Here is a 17,997-nt window from a genome sequence, read left to right on the forward strand (position 1 = left end):
CATTCTGCGGAGGGTGCGCTATGGTAGCGGGCGCGAGGGATAAATCAGAGGGTCCTAAGAGCAGAAGCGTTGAGGCTCGGCGCTGCATCTGCCTTGTGGGGATCCGGCAAGCAATAGCGCGATCAACACGTGCGTGAAGCTTGAGGGCTGCGGCTTCTAACGAATCCCGAATCCCCAATCCCGAATCCCCAATCCCGAATCCCGAATCCCCAATCCCCAATCCCCAATCCCCAATCCCAAAGTACCGCGGGCGCATCAGCGCCCGCGGTACTTCTCGTACAAGCGCGTATGCCGACTCGTGAGATCCACCTCGCGGCCGCGGATCAAGGCGCGTTCGACGTTGGTGCGCGCCTCCAGCGGGTCGCCGTCAGCGATCACCAGGGTCGCGAGCTTGCCGGCATCGAGTGAGCCCACTTGGTCGGCGACGCCGAGGATCTCTGCCGGGCTCAAGGTTATCGCGCGGAGGGCCTCCTCGAAGCTCAGGCCGAAGGCCACCGCGCTCGCAGCCTGATACGGCAGGTTGCGCAGGTTGCTGGTGTCGAAGCTGTCGCCGGGCGAGGCGATGGCGAAGCGCACGCCGGCGGCCTTGAGCTTGGCGGCCTGCGCGTAGATCGCATCGACCGCATCAAAGCGGCGCTGCGGCAGTACATGGGTACCGCCGAGGATGACCGGAACCTCCTGCGCGCGCAGGCGATCGGCGAGGCGCCAGGCTTCTGCGCCCCCGACCAGCACGGCGCGCAGCTTGAACTCGGCGGCGAAGTCCAGCGCCGCACCGATCGAGACCGCATCGTCGGCGTGCAGGAATACCGCCTGCTCACTCTTCAGCGCCGGCTGCATTGCGGCCAGGCGCAGATCCGGTACAGCGACCGTGCCGGCCTGCTCTGCCACGCCATAGGCGCGCGCCTGCTCGAAGGCGCGGCGCAGGCCGCGCTGCTTCTCGGCCACTGCCTTTTTCGCGGCTTCAGCCACCTCGGCCGGCAACCAGGGCGGCACTTCGCCGCCAGGCCAGACCACGTGCAGGCCGATCGGGGACTTGAGCGTCAGCTCTTCCCAGGTCCAGCCGTCCAGCTGGATCAGCGCCGAGGTGCCGGTGATGACGCTGCTGGCGCTGGCCTGCGGCGCACTCAGGGCCAGCAGCACGCCGTTGGCGCGGGTCACCGGAATCAGCTCGCTTTCCGGATTGATCGCGACTTCGGCGCGCACGTTGGCGGCATTCAGGCCGACCTCGGCCATGTCATTGGTGGCGCGCACCGCACCGATCTCGGTCAGCCCCAGCACGCTGTGGGCAGCGATCAGGCCGGGGTAGACCTGCTTGCCGGTGGCGTCGATGCGATCCGCGCCGTCGAGCGAGACCTCGCTGCCGCCCACGGCGACGATGCGCTCGCCCTCGATGCGCACGCGGCCGCCCTCGATGCGCGCACCGCTGACCGTGTGGACGGTGCCGCCGTCGATCACGATCGGCCGCTCGGCCGGGCGCGCCGGCGGACCGGGTTGGGCGAAGGCGGGGCCGAGGCCCAGCGACAGCAGGGCGGCGACGCCAAACAGTCGGGACTTAGTGGACATGGTCATTGATCCCGCAGCTGTTGAGGTCGGTGCCGTCGTGATACAGGCCGCGCAGAGCGCCGAAGTGGGCCAGCCAGCGCACATCGCTCTGCACCAGCCGCAGCAGGGCCGGATCGATGCGCGCGGGCTTTTCGTCCTCCGCTTTCGCCTCGGCCGTCATCGACTGCGACTTGCGCCGCTCGGCGGCGGCCAGCGCCAGCAGGCGTTCGCGCTCGGCGAGGATCTGCGCCTGTAGCTGGGCGTCCTCGCTGCGGTCGAAGTAGCGGCGGCCGTCGATCCAGGTGGTCTCGGCCCGCGCATAGTTCGACAACGGATGCGCGCTCCACAGCACGAGGTCGGCGTCCAGACCCGGCTTGATCGCGCCGACGCGGTCGGCGATGCCGAGCTGGATCGCCGGGTTCAGGGTCACCAGCTTCCAGGCCTCCTCGTCGCTCAGGCCACCGTGGCGCAGGGCCTTGGCGGCTTCCATGTTGAGGCGCCGCGCCATCTCATCGCTGTCGGAATTGAACGAACTGACCACGCCGGCGCGGGTCATCAGCGCACCGTTGTGCGGGATGCCGTCGATGACCTCCATCTTGAAGCCCCACCAGTCGGCGAAGGTCGAGGCGCCGGCGCCGATCTCGGCCATCTCCCGGGCGACCTTGTAGCCCTCGAGCACGTGCTGGAAGCTCGCGACCTTGAAGCCGAACTCCTGCGACAGGCGCACGAACATCAGGATCTCGTCCTGCCGGTAGGAGTGGATATGCACCAGACGCTCGCCGCGCAGGATCTCGGCCAGGGCTTCAAGGCGCAGGTCACGCCGCACGGGCTCGCCGCGTTTCAACGAAGCGTCGTAGGCGCGGGCGGCGAGGAAGTGGTCGCGCATGATCTGCTCCACGCCCATCCGCGTCTGCGGATAGCGCACGGTCATGCTCTCGCCCCAGTTCGACTGCTTGACGTTCTCGCCCAGCGCGAACTTCACGCCGGTGGGGGCGCCCTCGAAGACGAGGCCCGCGGCATCCGCGCCCCAGCGCAGCTTGATCACCGCGTTCTGCCCGCCCATCGGATTGGCCGAGCCGTGCAGCAGATTGGCCGAGGTCACGCCGCCGGCCAGCTGGCGATACAGGTTGATGTCGGTCGGATCGAGCACGTCGCCCACCCGAACCTCGGTGGTGACGGCGTGCGAGGGCTCATTGACGTTGCGCGCGATCGCGGTGTGGGAATGCGCGTCGACGATGCCAGCGGTCAGGTGCCGACCTTGTGCCTCGACCACCTCGGCGCGGCCGGCACTCAAGCCCTGCCCCAGCTCGACGATGCGGCCGCGGCGCACGCGCACGTCCGCGTCTTCCAGCACGCCCTGTTCGGTATTGCTCCAGACGGTGGCGCCGCGGATCAGCAGTTCCTCGGCCTGCGGCGGCAGCGCCGTGCGGGCGTACTCGCCGGCCGGATAACCACTGTGCGCCGGGATCGCGCGCGGCGGCTCGGCGGGATTGGCGTCCTTGTCTGGCGCCGTCGAGGCCGCGCTGCTGGTGCCGGAAAAGCCGTAGCGGCGACCATCGACGGTCTCCGCGAAGCCCTCCACCGCGCCAGCCTCGCCGATCACGAAGTCGACCCGCGCGGTGCGTGCCGGCCAACCGGCGGGGCTGGATTCTGGCAGTGCCACCCAGCGACCATCGACCTGCTTGAGTTTCAATCGGGACTCGCCCAGGCTGAGCTCGCGACTGTCGCCGCTGCCGCTCAGCGACCAGGTCTCGCTGCGGCCATCGGCATGCCAACGCAGGCTCAGCGCATCGCCCGGCAGACGCGGCGCGATCGCCGCCAGCTCGAAGCGCTCGCCCTCGACCCAGACCTCGTAGAGCTTGGCCTTGTCCTCGCGGAACAGGCCGGCATCGGCGATCACCAGGTTGGCGAGCTGGCCCGGCGCCACGCGGCCCAGCCGGTCGCCGGACTTCAGCAGCTCGGCCGGGGTCACGGTGAGCGCGCGCAGCGCGGCGTCTTCCGGGAGTCCAGCCGCGACCGCACGACGCAGGGCCGGCCAGAACTGCTTGGCCGGCTCCTTCAGGCCCCGGGTGGACAGCGCGAACGGAAGACCCGCTTCGGCAACGCGCGCGGCATTGGCGGGCGCCTGCTCCCAGTGCTGCAGATCGGCCAGTGCGGTCTGCAGGGCCACGCCGGGCTGCTCGACGGCGGGCGCTTCGGGGAAATTGAGCGGCAGCACCAACGGCCTGTTCCAGGTCTTGAGCTGGGGCAGAAGGCGGTACTCATGACCGCTGCCGACCAGCACGCCGTCGAGCTTGAACTCGGCGGCGATGGCGTGGAAACGGCCGGCATCGAGCTCGTCGTCCATCAGCATGAACACGCGCTGCTGGCCGCCCAGCACCGGCGCCAGCGCCTGCAGGCTCTGGCTGTGCTGAAGGCGTGCATCGGTGGTGGCGCGACGCGAGGTGGACGACTGCGCGCCGCCATACCACCGCGCGTCGAACAGGCTCTGACGGATCAGGGCGATGCTGCCCATCAGCGAACCGGGATAGTCGGAGCCGAACTGGAAGTCGAAGCCGAACACCTGCGAGACCTCGGGGGCCAGCACCGCATCGCGGCGCGGGCCGGTATCGATCAGGCTGATCAGCGCGCCCTGCCCGGCCAGGATCCCGGCCTGCGGAGCCACATGTGCGGCCGCGAAGCCCAGCTCGCGCAGCGGCTTGGCGTCCGCCGGTTTGTAGTCGAGCACGCGGGCCGCGGAGCGCTCGGGCTGGGCGCTGCGATTCCAGTGCGGCGTTCCTGGCTGGCTGGCCTGCTGGTCATGCGGCGGTGCCTGTCCCGCTTGCCCGCCCTTGATGCCGCCGCGCTGGTGGTCGGCCGGCAGCCCTAGCGTAGTGATCGGCTCGACGAAGCCCGCAAAGACGGTGGCGCCGCCGAGGTCACGAATCTCGAAGCCGGCGGGAATGCGCAGGCCCGATCCCACCGACTCGATGCGACCGTCGCGCAGCAGCACCGTGGCGTTCTCGATGACGCGGCCCGGCTCGGGGACCACGCGCGCGTTGGTCAGAGCAACGCTGCGCGCTGGCCGATCGGCGACGCCCTCACTGGGCAGGGTGCGCTGCTGGGCGGCCGCAACGGCGGCGACCAGCGGCAGCACGAAGAGACAGGTCCGGGCCAGCGGCCGGACGATGGATCTGGACATTCGATTCCCCATGGGCCCACCCGGGGCCATGGGGGACGGTAGTGGCGGGCGCGGATTCCAGCGCAGCCCAGAAGTCACGCGCGGGCGCGATGCACCCGCGCGCTTCGGATCACAAGGGCAGCGACTGCACGCCGCGCTTGCGCACGATCAGCAGGGCAAGTTCGAGTGACTGCTCGTAGTTGAGCCGCGGGTCGACCGTGGAGCGGTAGGCGCGCTCGAGATCGACATCGGTCAGATCGCGCGCGCCGCCCGTGCACTCGGTGACGTTCTCGCCGGTGAGCTCCAGATGCACGCCGCCGAGGCGCGTGCCGGCCGCGGCGTGCAGGTCGAAGGCCTGCTCCAGTTCGCTGCGGATGTTGTCGAAGCGGCGCGTCTTGAAACCGTTGCTGGTCGACTCGGTGTTGCCGTGCATGGGATCAGCAACCCAAAGCACGCGACGGCCCTCGCGGCGCATCAGCTCCAGATGCGGCGGAAGTTCGGCGGCGATCTTGGCCGCACCCATGCGGTGGATGAAGGTGAGGCGCCCGGCCTCGTTGTCCGGGTTCAGGGCATCGGCCAGGCGCAGCAGGGCTTCGGGCTTGACGCCGGGTCCGACCTTGACCGCCACCGGGTTGCGGATGCCGCGCATGTACTCGGTGTGCGCACCGTCCAGTGCGGCAGTACGCATGCCGATCCACGGGTAGTGGGTGGAGAGATTGAACCAGCCCCAGTTGCGTGGCACCTGTCGGGTCAGCGATTCCTCGTAGTCGAGCAGGAGCGCCTCGTGCGAGGTGTAGAAGTCGACCCGGCGCACGCCCTGCGAGGCCTCGCCCGAGAGGGTCTCCATGAAGCGCACGCCATCGCCGATGGCGCGCACCATGCGGTGGTACTCCTCGGCCAGCGGTGAGTGGCTGACCCAGCCCAGGTCCCAGTACTCCGGGTGGTGCAGATCGGCGAAACCGCCATCGATCAGCGCCCGCACGAAGTTCATCGTCAAGGCGGATCGCGAGTGCGCTTCGATCAGGCGCCGGGGATCCGGCAGGCGCGACTCGGGCGTGAAGGCCGGCGAATTGATGATGTCGCCGCGGTAGCTGGGCAACTCGACACCGTCCTTGATCTCGGTGTCCGCCGAACGCGGCTTGGCGTACTGGCCAGCGAAGCGACCGACGCGGATCACAGGCATGCGCAGACCATAAACCAGCACCACGCTCATCTGCAGCAGGACCTTGAGACGGTTTGAGATCAGGCCGGACTCGCAGTCTGAGAAGCTCTCCGCGCAGTCGCCGCCCTGCAGCAGGAAGCGTTGGCCATCCTGAGCCTCAGCGAGCTGCTTCTTGAGCGCCAGGATCTCCAGCGAGGTCACCAGCGGCGGCAGCCGACTCAGCTCGCCCAGCGTGGCGTCCAGCGCTGTTCGGTCCGGGTAGCGCGGCTGCTGCAGAGCGGGGCGCGCACGCCACGAGGACGGGCTCCAGTCGACAGGCAGATTCACGGCTTCAAGACTGCGTTCGGACGGCATGACACGACTCCAGGGGCTTGCTGCAATGCGTCAGCGATCATGCCACAGGGTCAACGAAGCCAAGGTGCAGGCAAGCCCTAGGTCCAATCCGTCACACCGGTGCAACTTCACGCGCGGCGACGCAGCCCAGCCCAGAGCGCGCCGACGCCAAGACCGACAAACCAGACCAAGGTCCAGACCGGCATCGACAGACCCAGAAAGGTCCAGTCGATCTTGGCGCAGTCGCCCGAGCCGGTGAACACCCTCTCGATCACCGTCTGCAGCGGAAATGCATCGAGCATGTAGCCAAGCTCCATGCCGCCGCAGCTTGGCACCTCATCGGCCGGCAGGTGCTGCATGCGGACATGCCAGCCGGCGATTCCGCCCCCCACCACTGCCCCAAGGCCGACGAGGCTCGCGTTGACGATCCGCAGCCACCCGGGTCGAGGCCCGATGATCGCACCGAGCAGGAAGAACACGCCCATGAAGACGAAGGCGATGCGCTGCAGGATGCACAGCGGGCACGGCATCATCAGCATGCCGTGCTCGACGTACAGCGCATAGCCAAGCAGCGCTGCGCAGCAGACGAAGCCGGCGAAGAACTGGGCGCGGAAACTCCAGGCGAATGGATTCATCGTGGCTCTCGTGCGGTGGGTCGGCGCGGTCGCACCAGGTCGGGCGCATCGCGGCAGGCCAGAGCTTACAGGCTGAGCTGCCCCGCCAAGGACTGCAGCGGCGGCAAAGGGTTCCGCCCAAACGAAAACCCCGGCACAAGGCCGGGGCTTTCGAAGAATCATTTCGCCGCGATCACTCGGCGGACGGCTCGGCGTCGACCTGCGGGCGATCGACCAGTTCGACGTACGCCATCGGCGCGCTGTCGCCAGCGCGGAAGCCGCACTTCAACAGACGCAGGTAGCCGCCCGGGCGGGACACGTAGCGCGGACCGATCTCGACAAAGAGCTTGCCGACCGCAACCTTGTCGCGCAGGCGCGCAAACGCCAGGCGGCGGTTGGCCACGCTGTCGACCTTGGCCAGGGTGATGAGCGGCTCGGCGAAGCGACGCAGCTCCTTGGCCTTCGGCAGGGTGGTGCGGATCAGCTCATGCTTGATGAGCGAGGCGACCATGTTGCTGAACATGGCTTTGCGATGGGAGCTGTCGCGGTTGAGCTTGCGACCCGACTTCTGATGGCGCATGGGAAATTCCTGGTTGAATGCTGCAGCTGTTGGATTTCGCTGTCGCCGTCCTGGCGTTGCAACATTGGACTGCGGATGGTCCGGGTCGGCCGTCCTTGGCCGACAGTCGCGGGCAAATACGCCCGTCGACAGGGTGGATCAATGGATCAGCCGAGCATGCCCTGCTGCAGACCGGCCGGCGGCCAGTTCTCCAGCTTCATGCCAAGCGACAGACCGCGCTGGGCCAGCACTTCCTTGATCTCGGTGAGCGACTTCTTGCCGAGGTTCGGCGTCTTGAGCAGCTCCACTTCGGTGCGCTGGATCAGATCACCGATGTAGTAGATGTTCTCGGCCTTGAGGCAGTTGGCCGAACGCACGGTCAGCTCGAGGTCGTCGATCGGGCGCAGCAGCACCGGGTCGACGCCGGCGGTGGCCTGCTTCGACTCGCCGCGCTGGCGCTGCGTGAAATCGCCGAACACGGACAGCTGGTCGGTGAGGATGTCGGCGGCAGTACGCACCGCTTCTTCTGCATCGATCGTTCCGTTGGTCTCGATGTCAAGCACCAGCTTGTCGAGGTTGGTGCGCTGCTCGACGCGCGCGCTCTCTACTGCGAACGCAACGCGACGCACGGGCGAGAACGAGGCATCCAGCATCAGGCGGCCGATCGCGCGCGACTCTTCATCCGGGCGACGACGCGCGGACGCCGGCTGGTAGCCCAAGCCCCGCTCCACCTTGAGACGCATGTTCAGCGACACGTCCTTGGTGAGATGGCAGATCACATGCTCGGGGTTGAGGATCTCGACGTTGTGATCGGTGCGGATGTCACCGGCGAGAACCACGCCGGCGCCCTGCTTGCTCAGGGTGACCGTGGCCTGATCGACGTTGTGCATGCGGAGCGCGACGTCCTTCAGGTTCAGCAGGATTTCCAGAACGTCTTCCTGGATGCCCTCGACCGTGGTGTATTCGTGCAGCACACCGTCGATCTCGACTTCAGTGATGGCGAAACCGGGAATCGACGACAGGAGGACGCGACGCAGCGCATTGCCGAGCGTATGGCCGTAGCCACGCTCAAGCGGTTCGACAACCACCTTTGCGCGATTGTCGGCGATACGTTCGATGCCGATGCCGCGCGGACGCAGCACCTGGGTGGCGGAAACGGACATTCGGCGGTTCTCCGTGGATTACTTCGAGTACAGCTCGATGATCAGGTTCTCGTTGATGTCCGAGGGCAGATCCGAGCGCTCGGGCAGCGCCTTGAAGACACCGCTGAACTTCTTGCTGTCGACGTCGATCCAGTTCGGGACGAGGTCCATCTGCTGGGCCAGGGCCGAAGCCTCCTGGACGCGCAGCTGACGCTGGGCACGCTCGGTGAGCGCGATGGCATCACCGGGCTTGACCTGGAAGGAGGCGAGGTTGACCGCCTTGCCGTTGACCAGGACGCCGCAATGGCTGACGAGCTGTCGGGCTTGCGGACGCGTCACCGCGAAACCCATGCGGTAGACCACATTGTCCAGACGGGACTCGAGAATCTGCAGCAGGTTCTCGCCGGTGTTGCCGCGACGGGTGGACGCCTTGCGGTAGACGTTGCGGAACTGACGCTCCAGCAGACCGTAGATGCGCTTGACTTTCTGCTTCTCGCGCAGCTGCACCGCGTAATCGGACAGACGACCCTTGCGGGCGGCGCCGTGCTGGCCGGGCTTCTGCTCCAGCTTGCACTTGGAATCCAGCGCGCGGGCCGGGCTCTTGAGGCTGAGATCTGCGCCTTCGCGACGGGCGAGTTTGCAGGTGGGGCCGATGTAACGTGCCATGGGTATGAGCTCCTAGCCGTGCGTCAGACGCGACGCTTCTTCGGCGGACGGCAGCCGTTGTGCGGAATCGGCGTGACGTCGATGATGTTGGTGACCTTGTAGCCGACAGCGTTCAGCGAACGCACGGCGGACTCGCGACCCGGACCGGGGCCCTTGATGCGGACTTCGAGGGTCTTCAGGCCGTACTCCAGAGCCACGCGACCCGCCTTCTCGGCGGCGACCTGGGCAGCGAATGGAGTCGACTTGCGCGAGCCACGGAAACCAGCGCCACCCGAGGTGGCCCAGCTCAGAGCATTGCCCTGGCGGTCGGTGATCGTGATGATCGTGTTGTTGAAGGACGCTTGGACGTGGGCGATGCCGTCGGTAACGACACGGCGGATCTTCTTCTTGCCCTTGGCGGGCGCCTGCTTGCTCATGGCCGGTCCTTACTTCTTGATCTGCTTGCGCGGACCCTTGCGGGTACGGGCGTTGGTGCGGGTGCGCTGGCCACGCAGCGGCAGGCCACGACGGTGACGAAGACCGCGGTAGCAGCCCAGGTCCATCAGGCGCTTGATGCTGATGCCGACTTCGCGACGGAGGTCGCCCTCGACGACAAACTTTGCGACTTCGGCGCGGAGGCGGTCGACCTCGGCCTCCGTCAGGTCCTTGATCTTGGTGCTCGGGGTGACCCCGGCAGTCTCACAGACTTTCTGCGAACGGGTACGGCCGATGCCGTAAATGCTCTGAAGCCCCACCCAGACATGCTTCTGGACGGGAAGGTTGACACCTGCGATGCGCGCCATGAGGCGATCTCCAACAAGGTATTGCGCGGTGAATCGGAAAGTATACGTTGGCTTCGAGGACAAATAAAGTCCCAGGGTGCTAAGGCCACAGCACCCCTGAGGGCACGGGGAGATGGTGCCCGTGCTCCGGCGTTGTCACCCCCGGCTTGGACGCATGCCGCGCCAAACCGGGAGCTCGACTACCCGCGCGAGAAGCCGGCGCGCGAGCCGCCCTTCAGATTGGCCTTCTTGAGCAGGCTGTCGTACTGATGCGACATCAGGTGCGCCTGGATCTGGGCCATGAAATCCATGACAACAACCACCACGATCAGCAGCGAGGTGCCGCCAAACAGGTGGGCCACAGCAGCGGGAACATTCATTCCGAGTTGCAGGGCTTCGGGCAGCAGACACACCGCCACGAGGTAGAGCGAACCAGCGAGCGTGAGACGCGTCAGCACGCCGTCGACGTAGTCGGCCGTTGCCTTGCCCGGACGGATACCGGGAATCAAGGCACCGGACTTCTTCAGATTCTCGGCAGTCTCCTGCGAGTTGAAGACCAGGGCGGTGTAGAAGAACGCGAAACCGATGATCAAGGCGCCATACAGCACCATGTGCAGGGGCTGCCCGGGGGCCAGCGCAACCGACAGGTCGGTCAGCCAACCTACCCCGCCAGCCTCACCGAACCAGGTGGCCGCAGTCCCGGGGAACAGGATGAGGCTGGATGCAAAGATCGCAGGGATGACGCCAGCCATGTTGAGCTTCAGCGGCAAATGCGAGCTCTGGTTCATGTAGGCCTGACGGCCCCCCTGGCGACGCGCATAGTTGACCGTGATCCTGCGCTGCCCGCGCTCGACGAAGACGACGAAAGCAGTAACCGACAGGACGATGGCAAACAACACGATCACCGTCAGCGGATTCATCTCGCCCTGACTGACCTGGGTCAGCGTGGTGATGATGGCTCCGGGCAGCGTCGCAACAATGCCCGCGAAGATGATCAGGGAGATGCCGTTGCCGACGCCGCGCTCGGTCACCTGCTCACCGAGCCACATCAGGAACAGCGTTCCGGCAGTCAAGGCGACGACCGCAGTAAACACGAACCCTGGCCCCGGATTGAACACGACCGGGCCAACAGGGCTGTTCTGCCCCTGGAGCGCCATTGCGATACCGAAGGCCTGGAAGACCGCAAGCAGCACGGTACCGATGCGCGTGTACTGGGTGATCTTGCGGCGGCCGCTTTCCCCTTCCTTTCGCAGCTGCTGCAGGCTTGGAAAGATCTGCGATGCGAGCTGGATGATGATCGAGGCGGAGATGTACGGCATGACGTTGAGCGCGAACACACTCAGACGCTCAAGCGCGCCACCGGAGAACAGGTTGAACATCTGGACGACGCCCCCCTGCTGCTGCATGAGGGACGTCATGGCATCCGGATTGACGCCCGGCACAGGCACGAAGGTGCCGAACCGGTAGACGATCAGCGCCCCGAGCACGAACAGCAGGCGCTGGCGCAGCTCGGTGAGCTTGCCAAGTGCCGCGATGGAACTTGCACCCACGTTCGACTGGGCCACGATTTACTCCACCGACCCGCCGGCCGCTTCGATCGCCGCCTTGGCGCCGGCGGTCGCAGTCAGGCCGCGAACGGTGACCTTGCGATCGAGCTCGCCCTTCTTGACGATCTTGGCGGTGCGCGCGCGAGTCGACACGAGAGCGGCAGCCTGCAGCGCAGGGAAGTCGATCACGTCACCCTCGACAAGGGCCAGCTGGTACAGGAAGACCTGCGCCACGTCGTCCTTGAGCTTGGAGCGGAAACCGACCTTGGGAAGGCGACGCTGCAGCGGCATCTGGCCACCTTCGAAGCCTGCCTTGACCTTGCCCTTGCCGGTACGCGCGAACTGACCCTTGTGGCCACGACCGCAGGTCTTGCCGAGGCCGGAACCGATGCCGCGGCCAACGCGAACGCGATCCTTGCGAGCGCCGTCAGCGGGCTTGAGTGTATTGAGACGCATGGTGTTCTCCGGAGATTCCGCTTACTGCTCGACGCGGACCAGGTAATAGACGGTGTTGATCAGACCGCGCACGCTAGGGTTGTCCGGCAGCTCACGCACGTCATTCAACTTGCGCAGACCGAGCGCCTTCACCGACAGGCGGTGACGCGACTGGGTACCACGCAGACCCTTGACCAGACGGACCTTGATGGTCTTGCCTTCATTAGCCATGGCTGATCTCCTCCAGCTTCTTGCCGCGCTTCGCCGCGATCTTGGAAGGCGAGTGCATTGCCTGCAGGCCCTTGATGGTGGCGCGAACAAGGTTGATGGGGTTGCGCGAACCCACCGCCTTGGCAAGGATGTTCTTCACACCGGCCGCTTCCAGCACGGCGCGCATGGCACCTCCGGCGATCACGCCGGTACCCTCGGAAGCGGGCTGCATGTAGACGCGCGCAGCGCCGTGGTTGGCCTTGATCGGGTACCACACCGTGCCGCCGTTCAGCTCGACGCTGACCATGGCCTTGCGGGCGTACTCCATCGACTTCTGGATGGCCACAGGCACTTCGCGCGCCTTGCCGTAACCGAAACCGACGCGGCCGGCGCCATCACCCACCACGGTCAAGGCGGTGAAGGTGAACTGGCGGCCGCCCTTGACCGTCTTCGACACGCGATTGACGGCAACCAGCTTTTCCAGCATGCCGTCGCTGTTGTCACGATCGTTCGTGCTCATTGCGATTCTCTCGATTGCTTACGACCCTTCGGGTCGCTTGTAGTTGTGGTGCAGCGAAGGGATCGCAGAGCGATCAGAACTTCAGGCCCGCCTCACGAGCGGCATCGGCAAGCGCCTTGATGCGACCGTGATAACGGAAACCCGAGCGGTCAAAGGCAACCGCCTCAACGCCAGCAGCGAGGGCGCGCTTGGCGATCACCTGACCCACCTTGGCCGCGGCATCCTTGTTCTTGGTGCCTTCCAGGCCGTCGCGAACCTCGGACTCGAGCGTCGAGGCCGCAGCCAGGACCTTCGACCCGTCGGACGTGAACAGCTGAGCGTAGATGTGCTGGCCGGTGCGAGACACGGACAGGCGCGCGGCGCCCAGCTCGCGGATATGCGAACGGGTGGTCTTGGCGCGACGGAGACGAGCGATTTTCTTTTCCATGGTCTTTCCTTGGGGAAGCAGAAGGCTTGGGGTGAAGTCCGCTGGGCGGACTCCATGGGAGCTCCCGATCAGGCCTTCTTGGCTTCCTTCATCACGATCTTCTCGCCCGAGTAACGCACACCCTTGCCCTTGTAGGGCTCCGGCGGGCGGAAGGCGCGAATCTTGGCAGCCACCTGACCCACCACCTGCTTGTCGGCGCCCTTGACCAGAATTTCGGTCTGGCTCGGCGTCTCGATGGTGATGCCCTCGGGGGCGTTGAACACCACCGGGTGACTGAAGCCGAGGCTCAGGTTCAGGTCGCGGCCGGCAACCGAAGCGCGGTAGCCGACGCCGACGAGTTCGAGCTTACGGGTGTAGCCCTCGGAAACTCCGGCGACCATGTTCGCGAGCAGGGCACGCAGGGTGCCGGCCATGGCGATCAGATCATCGTTTGCGGCCTGGACACGCAGCTCGCCGTCAACGACAGCGACGTCGAGGCCGGCCGGCTTGGCCTGGGTCAGACTGCCCTTGGGCCCCTTGATGGTGAGCTTTGCGGCATCCTGGGACAGTTCGACGCCCTTCGGGAGGGCGATTGGCTTCTTGGCAACGCGGGACATGTCGATCTCCTCTTATGCCACCAGACCCAGGACCTCGCCGCCCAGGCCTTCAGCCCGCGCCTGCGAATCGGTCATGATGCCCTTGGAGGTGGAGATGATGGCGATGCCGAGGCCGCCCAGCACGCGCGGGAGCTCTGCCTTGCCACGATACTGGCGCAGGCCCGAGCGCGAAAAACGCTCCAGCTTCTCGATGACCGGACGCCCCTGGTAGTACTTGAGGGCGATCTCGAGAACAGGCTTGTTCTCGATGGTCTGAACCTGCGCGTCGGCGAGGTAACCCTCGTTCTTCAGCAGGTTGGCGATGGCGACCTTCAGCTTGGAGGACGGCATCTTGACGGTTTTCTTGCCGACGGCCGCCGCATTCTTGATGCGGACAAACATGTCGGCGATGGGATCAGTCATGCTCATTGAGTGGCACCTTTGAGTCGCACCGATATCCGCTTTCGCGAACGGTTCACGTGGAAGAGCCGACCCCTTGCGGGGCCGGCCCGGAAATCAGCAAGCGCAGTAGTTTACCAGCTTGCCTTGCGAAGGCCAGGCACGTCGCCGCGCATGGTCGCTTCGCGCAGCTTGTTGCGACCGAGCCCGAACTTGCGGTACACGCCGCGCGAACGGCCGGTCAGCTCGCAGCGATTGCGTTGACGGCAGGGGCTGGCGTCACGGGGCAGCTTCTGCAGCTGGGTCTGTGCAACCGCCTTCTCTTCATACGAAGCCTTGGGGTTCGCGATGATCGCCTTGAGCTCGGCGCGCTTGGACGCGAACTTCTTGGCGATCTTGGCCCGCTTGATCTCGCGGTTGACCATGGAGGTCTTGGCCATGTCTTGGGTCCTTCGGGATCAGTTGCGGAACGGGAAACGGAAGGCTTCGAGCAGCGCCTTGGCTTCCGCGTCGGTCTTGGCCGTGGTGGTGATGGCGATGTCCATGCCGCGGATCGCGTCGACCTGGTCGAAGTCGATCTCGGGGAAGATGATCTGTTCCTTCACGCCCATGTTGTAGTTGCCGCGACCATCGAACGAGCGACCGGACACGCCGCGGAAGTCGCGGACGCGGGGCAGCGAGATGTTCACGAGACGATCGAGGAACTCGAACATCTTGGCGCGGCGCAGGGTGACCTTGCAGCCGATCGGCCAGCCGTCACGGATCTTGAAGCTCGCCACCGACACGCGGGCCTTGGTGGTCACCGGCTTCTGGCCGGAGATCTTGGCCATTTCAGCGACGGCATTCTCTAGGATCTTCTTGTTGCCGACAGCTTCGCCCACGCCCATGTTGAGCGTGATCTTGGTCAAGCGCGGCACCTGCATGACATTGGCGTAGCCGAAGCGCTCCATCAGCTTGGGCACGACCTGGTCTTTGTAGAACTGTTCCAGACGGGTGGTCATCACTGCATTCCTCAGGCGTCAACCGCCTCACCGCTGGAGCGGAACACACGCAGCTTGCGTCCATCCTCCAGCACCTTGAAGCCAACGCGATCGCCCTTGCCCGTCGCCGGGTTGAACAACAACACGTTGGAGATATGGATCGGCGCCTCGCGCTCGACGATCCCGCCCGGCTGGTTGGCCTGCGGGTTCGCCTTGGTGTGGCGCTTGATCAGATTGATGTTGGAGACGACGAGCCGGTCACCGACCACGCGCACCACCTCACCCTTCTGACCCTTGTTCTTCCCGGTGATCACCAGAACCTGGTCACCCTTGCGAATACGGCTCATGGGTTCTTCCTTTACAGCACTTCGGGAGCCAGCGAGACGATCTTCATGAACTTCTCGCCGCGCAGCTCGCGCGTGACCGGCCCGAAGATGCGCGTGCCGATCGGCTCGTGCTTGTTGTTCAGCAGGACGGCGGCGTTGCCATCGAAACGGATCAGCGAACCATCGGCACGACGGACGCCCTTGCGGGTGCGCACGACGACGGCGTCATAGACCTCGCCCTTCTTGACCTTGCCGCGGGGGATGGCGTCCTTGACGGACACCTTGATGATGTCGCCAATGTGCGCATAGCGGCGCTTGGAGCCGCCGAGCACCTTGATGCACATCAGCTCCTTGGCACCGGAGTTGTCTGCCGCATCAAGAAAAGACTGCATCTGAATCATGGATCTTCTCCTTGAGCGATCAGGCGTCGCGACTCACGACTTCGACAACGCGCCAGGTCTTGGTCTTCGACAGCGGGCGGCACTCCACCACGCGGACGATGTCCCCTTCCTGACAGCTGTTGTTCTCGTCGTGCGCATGCAGCTTGGTGGAGCGGCGCAGGTACTTCCCGTAGAGCTCGTGCTTGACGGCACGCTCAACGAGCACGGTGACGGTCTTATCCATCTTGTTGCTGACCACGCGGCCTTCGACGGTGCGCGGGGTTTGGGTGTTGTCACTCATGTCGGTCGCCTTACGCGTTGGAGCCCAGCAGCATCTTCACCTGCGCGATCTCGCGGCGCACGTTCTTGAGCTGATGGCTCTGGGTCAACTGGCCGCTTCCCTTCTGCATGCGAAGGTTGAACTGCTCGCGGCGCAGATCGAGGAGGTGGGCCTTGAGTTCAACGGCCGACTTCTGGCGGAGTTCCTTGATGTCCATCAGCGCACCGTCCGGGTCACGAAAGTGGTCTGGACCGACAGCTTGGCAGCGGCCAGACGGAAGGCTTCGCGGGCGGTCTCTTCGGGCACACCCTCGATTTCGTAGAGAACGCGGCCGGGCTGGATCAGGGCCACCCAGTACTCGACGTTACCTTTACCGCTACCCATGCGGACCTCGATGGGCTTCTGGGTGATCGGCTTGTCGGGGAACACGCGGATCCAGAGCTTGCCGCCGCGCTTGACATAGCGGCTGATGGTGCGGCGCGCGGACTCGATCTGGCGGGCGGTGAGCTGACCGTAGGTCGTGGCCTTCAGGCCGTACTCGCCGAAGCTGACCAGCGCGCCGTTCCAGGAAAGGCCGGTGTTCCGGCCCTTGTGTACCTTGCGGTACTTGGTTCTTTTGGGCTGCAACATGACAGTGGTTCCTTACTTGGCCTGGCGGGGCGCGCGCTCGGGGCGCTGCTCTTCGGCCTTCTCCTGGCCCACCTGCGAGTAATCGAAGATCTCGCCCTTGTAGATCCAGGTCTTGATGCCGATGACGCCGTAGGTGGTGTGCGCTTCAGCGAAGCCGTAGTCAACGTCGGCGCGCAGCGTGTGCAGGGGTACGCGTCCTTCGCGGTACCACTCCGAACGTGCAATCTCGGCGCCGTTGAGGCGCCCGGCGACGTTGACCTTGATCCCAAGCGCACCAAGACGCATGGCGTTGCCGACAGCGCGCTTCATCGCGCGACGGAACATGATGCGGCGCTCCAGCTGCTGCGCGATCGACTCGGCCACCAGCTGAGCGTCGAGCTCCGGCTTGCGAACCTCGGCGACGTTGATGTGCACCGGGACGCCCATGATCGCGCTGACGTCGCGACGCAGCTTCTCGATGTCCTCGCCCTTCTTGCCGATCACCACGCCCGGACGGGCGGTGTGGATCGTCACGCGGGCGGTCTTCGCCGGGCGCTCGATCTGGATGCGGGAGACGCCGGCGGCAGCCAGGCGCTTGCGCAGCATCTCGCGGACCTTGAGGTCGCCCGCCAGGTAACCGGCGAAGTCGCGCTTGTTGGCGTACCACTTGGAATTCCAGTCCTTGGAGATACCAAGGCGAATTCCGATCGGATGAACTTTGTGACCCATCGTGCGTCCCCGATTACTGGCCGGTGCCCACAACCACAGTGATGTGGCTGGTGCGTTTCAGGATGCGAGCTCCGCGGCCCTTGGCGCGGGCGTGGAAGCGCTTCATGGTCGGACCCTCATCAACGAAGATGCGGGCGACCTTGAGCTCGTCGACGTCAGCGCCGTCGTTGTTCTCGGCGTTCGCAACTGCCGAGAGCAGGACCTTGCGGACGATGTGGGCGGCCTTCTTCTCGCTGAACTTCAGCAAGTTGTCGGCGCGACCAACCGGGAGGCCACGGACCTGGTCGGCGACCAGTCGGACCTTCTGGGCGGAGATGCTTGCGCCGCGGAGGATTGCCTTGGTTTCCATTGCCATCTCTCCTTAGCGGCCGGACTTCTTGTCGCCACCGTGACCCTTGAAGGTCCGGGTGACGGCGAACTCGCCCAGCTTGTGGCCGACCATGTTCTCGTTGATAAGCACGGGAACGTGCTGGCGACCGTTGTGGATCGCGATGGTCAGGCCGATCATTTCCGGCAGCACCATCGAGCGACGGGACCAGGTCTTGATCGGGCGCTTGTTATTCGTGGCCGCAGCGGTCTCCACCTTCTTGGCGAGGTGCAGATCAATGAACGGGCCTTTCTTGAGTGAACGTGCCATGACC

Annotated in this window: 26 protein-coding genes; all 26 read right to left on the minus strand. The window is 65.5% G+C overall.

Annotation, left to right across the window (positions count from 1 at the left end):
• Positions 1-255 precede the first annotated feature (255 nt).
• Positions 256-1,563, minus strand: a complete 1,308-nt coding sequence (locus Q0654_RS04510; RefSeq protein WP_298850917.1) for an amidohydrolase family protein — start codon at positions 1,561-1,563, stop codon at positions 256-258.
• Complete coding sequence (locus Q0654_RS04515; protein WP_298850919.1) at positions 1,553-4,723, minus strand: amidohydrolase family protein; 3,171 nt, start codon at positions 4,721-4,723, stop codon at positions 1,553-1,555. Before Q0654_RS04515 ends, Q0654_RS04510 begins: the two co-directional genes overlap by 11 nt.
• Before the next feature lie 109 nt (positions 4,724-4,832).
• Positions 4,833-6,218, minus strand: a complete 1,386-nt coding sequence (locus tag Q0654_RS04520; protein WP_298850922.1) for a 3-deoxy-7-phosphoheptulonate synthase class II — start codon at positions 6,216-6,218, stop codon at positions 4,833-4,835.
• A 107-nt stretch (positions 6,219-6,325) separates the two neighbouring features.
• Positions 6,326-6,832: a disulfide bond formation protein B gene (locus tag Q0654_RS04525; RefSeq protein WP_298850924.1), complete on the minus strand. Its 507-nt coding sequence runs from the start codon at positions 6,830-6,832 to the stop codon at positions 6,326-6,328.
• 172 nt (positions 6,833-7,004) lie between these two features.
• The gene (gene rplQ, locus Q0654_RS04530; protein ID WP_298850925.1) at positions 7,005-7,391 is read right to left on the minus strand and encodes a 50S ribosomal protein L17; all 387 of its coding nucleotides are present in this window, start codon (positions 7,389-7,391) and stop codon (positions 7,005-7,007) included.
• A 146-nt stretch (positions 7,392-7,537) separates the two neighbouring features.
• Positions 7,538-8,533: a DNA-directed RNA polymerase subunit alpha gene (rpoA, locus tag Q0654_RS04535; protein WP_298850927.1), complete on the minus strand. Its 996-nt coding sequence runs from the start codon at positions 8,531-8,533 to the stop codon at positions 7,538-7,540.
• A gap of 18 nt (positions 8,534-8,551) precedes the next feature.
• Positions 8,552-9,178, minus strand: a complete 627-nt coding sequence (gene rpsD / locus Q0654_RS04540) for a 30S ribosomal protein S4 (protein WP_298850929.1) — start codon at positions 9,176-9,178, stop codon at positions 8,552-8,554.
• A 23-nt stretch (positions 9,179-9,201) separates the two neighbouring features.
• Complete coding sequence (gene rpsK / locus Q0654_RS04545) at positions 9,202-9,594, minus strand: 30S ribosomal protein S11 (RefSeq protein ID WP_298850931.1); 393 nt, start codon at positions 9,592-9,594, stop codon at positions 9,202-9,204.
• 9 nt (positions 9,595-9,603) lie between these two features.
• On the minus strand, positions 9,604-9,960 hold the full coding sequence (rpsM, locus tag Q0654_RS04550) for a 30S ribosomal protein S13 (RefSeq protein WP_298850935.1): 357 nt from the start codon (positions 9,958-9,960) through the stop codon (positions 9,604-9,606).
• A gap of 179 nt (positions 9,961-10,139) precedes the next feature.
• Positions 10,140-11,504 (minus strand): preprotein translocase subunit SecY, encoded by a 1,365-nt coding sequence (secY, locus tag Q0654_RS04555; protein ID WP_298850936.1) that lies wholly within the window; start codon positions 11,502-11,504, stop codon positions 10,140-10,142.
• Positions 11,505-11,507: 3 nt separating this feature from the next.
• Entirely contained in the window at positions 11,508-11,942 is a 435-nt protein-coding gene (gene rplO, locus Q0654_RS04560; protein ID WP_298850938.1) for a 50S ribosomal protein L15, read from the minus strand.
• 21 nt (positions 11,943-11,963) lie between these two features.
• Entirely contained in the window at positions 11,964-12,152 is a 189-nt protein-coding gene (gene rpmD, locus Q0654_RS04565) for a 50S ribosomal protein L30 (protein ID WP_298850941.1), read from the minus strand.
• Positions 12,145-12,651 (minus strand): 30S ribosomal protein S5, encoded by a 507-nt coding sequence (gene rpsE, locus Q0654_RS04570; protein ID WP_298850943.1) that lies wholly within the window; start codon positions 12,649-12,651, stop codon positions 12,145-12,147. Before rpsE ends, rpmD begins: the two co-directional genes overlap by 8 nt.
• A gap of 73 nt (positions 12,652-12,724) precedes the next feature.
• The gene (gene rplR, locus Q0654_RS04575; protein WP_298850945.1) at positions 12,725-13,078 is read right to left on the minus strand and encodes a 50S ribosomal protein L18; all 354 of its coding nucleotides are present in this window, start codon (positions 13,076-13,078) and stop codon (positions 12,725-12,727) included.
• A 68-nt stretch (positions 13,079-13,146) separates the two neighbouring features.
• Positions 13,147-13,674 carry a 50S ribosomal protein L6 gene (rplF, locus tag Q0654_RS04580; protein ID WP_298850947.1) on the minus strand — a complete coding sequence of 176 codons (528 nt, stop codon included), beginning with the start codon at positions 13,672-13,674 and terminating at the stop codon, positions 13,147-13,149.
• 12 nt (positions 13,675-13,686) lie between these two features.
• Entirely contained in the window at positions 13,687-14,082 is a 396-nt protein-coding gene (rpsH, locus tag Q0654_RS04585) for a 30S ribosomal protein S8 (RefSeq protein ID WP_298850949.1), read from the minus strand.
• Between the two features lie 104 nt (positions 14,083-14,186).
• Positions 14,187-14,492, minus strand: coding sequence for a 30S ribosomal protein S14 (rpsN, locus tag Q0654_RS04590; protein WP_298850952.1), 306 nt, complete (start codon positions 14,490-14,492; stop codon positions 14,187-14,189).
• Between the two features lie 18 nt (positions 14,493-14,510).
• Positions 14,511-15,053, minus strand: coding sequence for a 50S ribosomal protein L5 (gene rplE / locus Q0654_RS04595; RefSeq protein ID WP_298850955.1), 543 nt, complete (start codon positions 15,051-15,053; stop codon positions 14,511-14,513).
• An 11-nt stretch (positions 15,054-15,064) separates the two neighbouring features.
• A complete protein-coding gene (rplX, locus tag Q0654_RS04600; protein ID WP_298850957.1) occupies positions 15,065-15,379 on the minus strand; it encodes a 50S ribosomal protein L24 in 315 nt (104 codons plus the stop codon).
• A gap of 11 nt (positions 15,380-15,390) precedes the next feature.
• Positions 15,391-15,759, minus strand: coding sequence for a 50S ribosomal protein L14 (gene rplN / locus Q0654_RS04605; protein ID WP_091244246.1), 369 nt, complete (start codon positions 15,757-15,759; stop codon positions 15,391-15,393).
• Between the two features lie 19 nt (positions 15,760-15,778).
• Positions 15,779-16,039: a 30S ribosomal protein S17 gene (gene rpsQ / locus Q0654_RS04610; protein WP_298850964.1), complete on the minus strand. Its 261-nt coding sequence runs from the start codon at positions 16,037-16,039 to the stop codon at positions 15,779-15,781.
• A gap of 10 nt (positions 16,040-16,049) precedes the next feature.
• Positions 16,050-16,235: a 50S ribosomal protein L29 gene (rpmC, locus tag Q0654_RS04615; protein WP_091244240.1), complete on the minus strand. Its 186-nt coding sequence runs from the start codon at positions 16,233-16,235 to the stop codon at positions 16,050-16,052.
• Complete coding sequence (gene rplP / locus Q0654_RS04620; RefSeq protein WP_298850968.1) at positions 16,235-16,648, minus strand: 50S ribosomal protein L16; 414 nt, start codon at positions 16,646-16,648, stop codon at positions 16,235-16,237. Before rplP ends, rpmC begins: the two co-directional genes overlap by 1 nt.
• A gap of 12 nt (positions 16,649-16,660) precedes the next feature.
• Positions 16,661-17,356 (minus strand): 30S ribosomal protein S3, encoded by a 696-nt coding sequence (gene rpsC / locus Q0654_RS04625; protein ID WP_298850969.1) that lies wholly within the window; start codon positions 17,354-17,356, stop codon positions 16,661-16,663.
• Between the two features lie 13 nt (positions 17,357-17,369).
• A complete protein-coding gene (rplV, locus tag Q0654_RS04630; protein ID WP_298850971.1) occupies positions 17,370-17,705 on the minus strand; it encodes a 50S ribosomal protein L22 in 336 nt (111 codons plus the stop codon).
• Positions 17,706-17,717: 12 nt separating this feature from the next.
• Positions 17,718-17,993, minus strand: a complete 276-nt coding sequence (rpsS, locus tag Q0654_RS04635; protein ID WP_091244232.1) for a 30S ribosomal protein S19 — start codon at positions 17,991-17,993, stop codon at positions 17,718-17,720.
• Positions 17,994-17,997: the final 4 nt, after the last annotated feature.

This window comes from uncultured Aquimonas sp. (genome assembly GCF_937888285.1).
Lineage (GTDB): Bacteria > Pseudomonadota > Gammaproteobacteria > Xanthomonadales > Xanthomonadaceae > Aquimonas.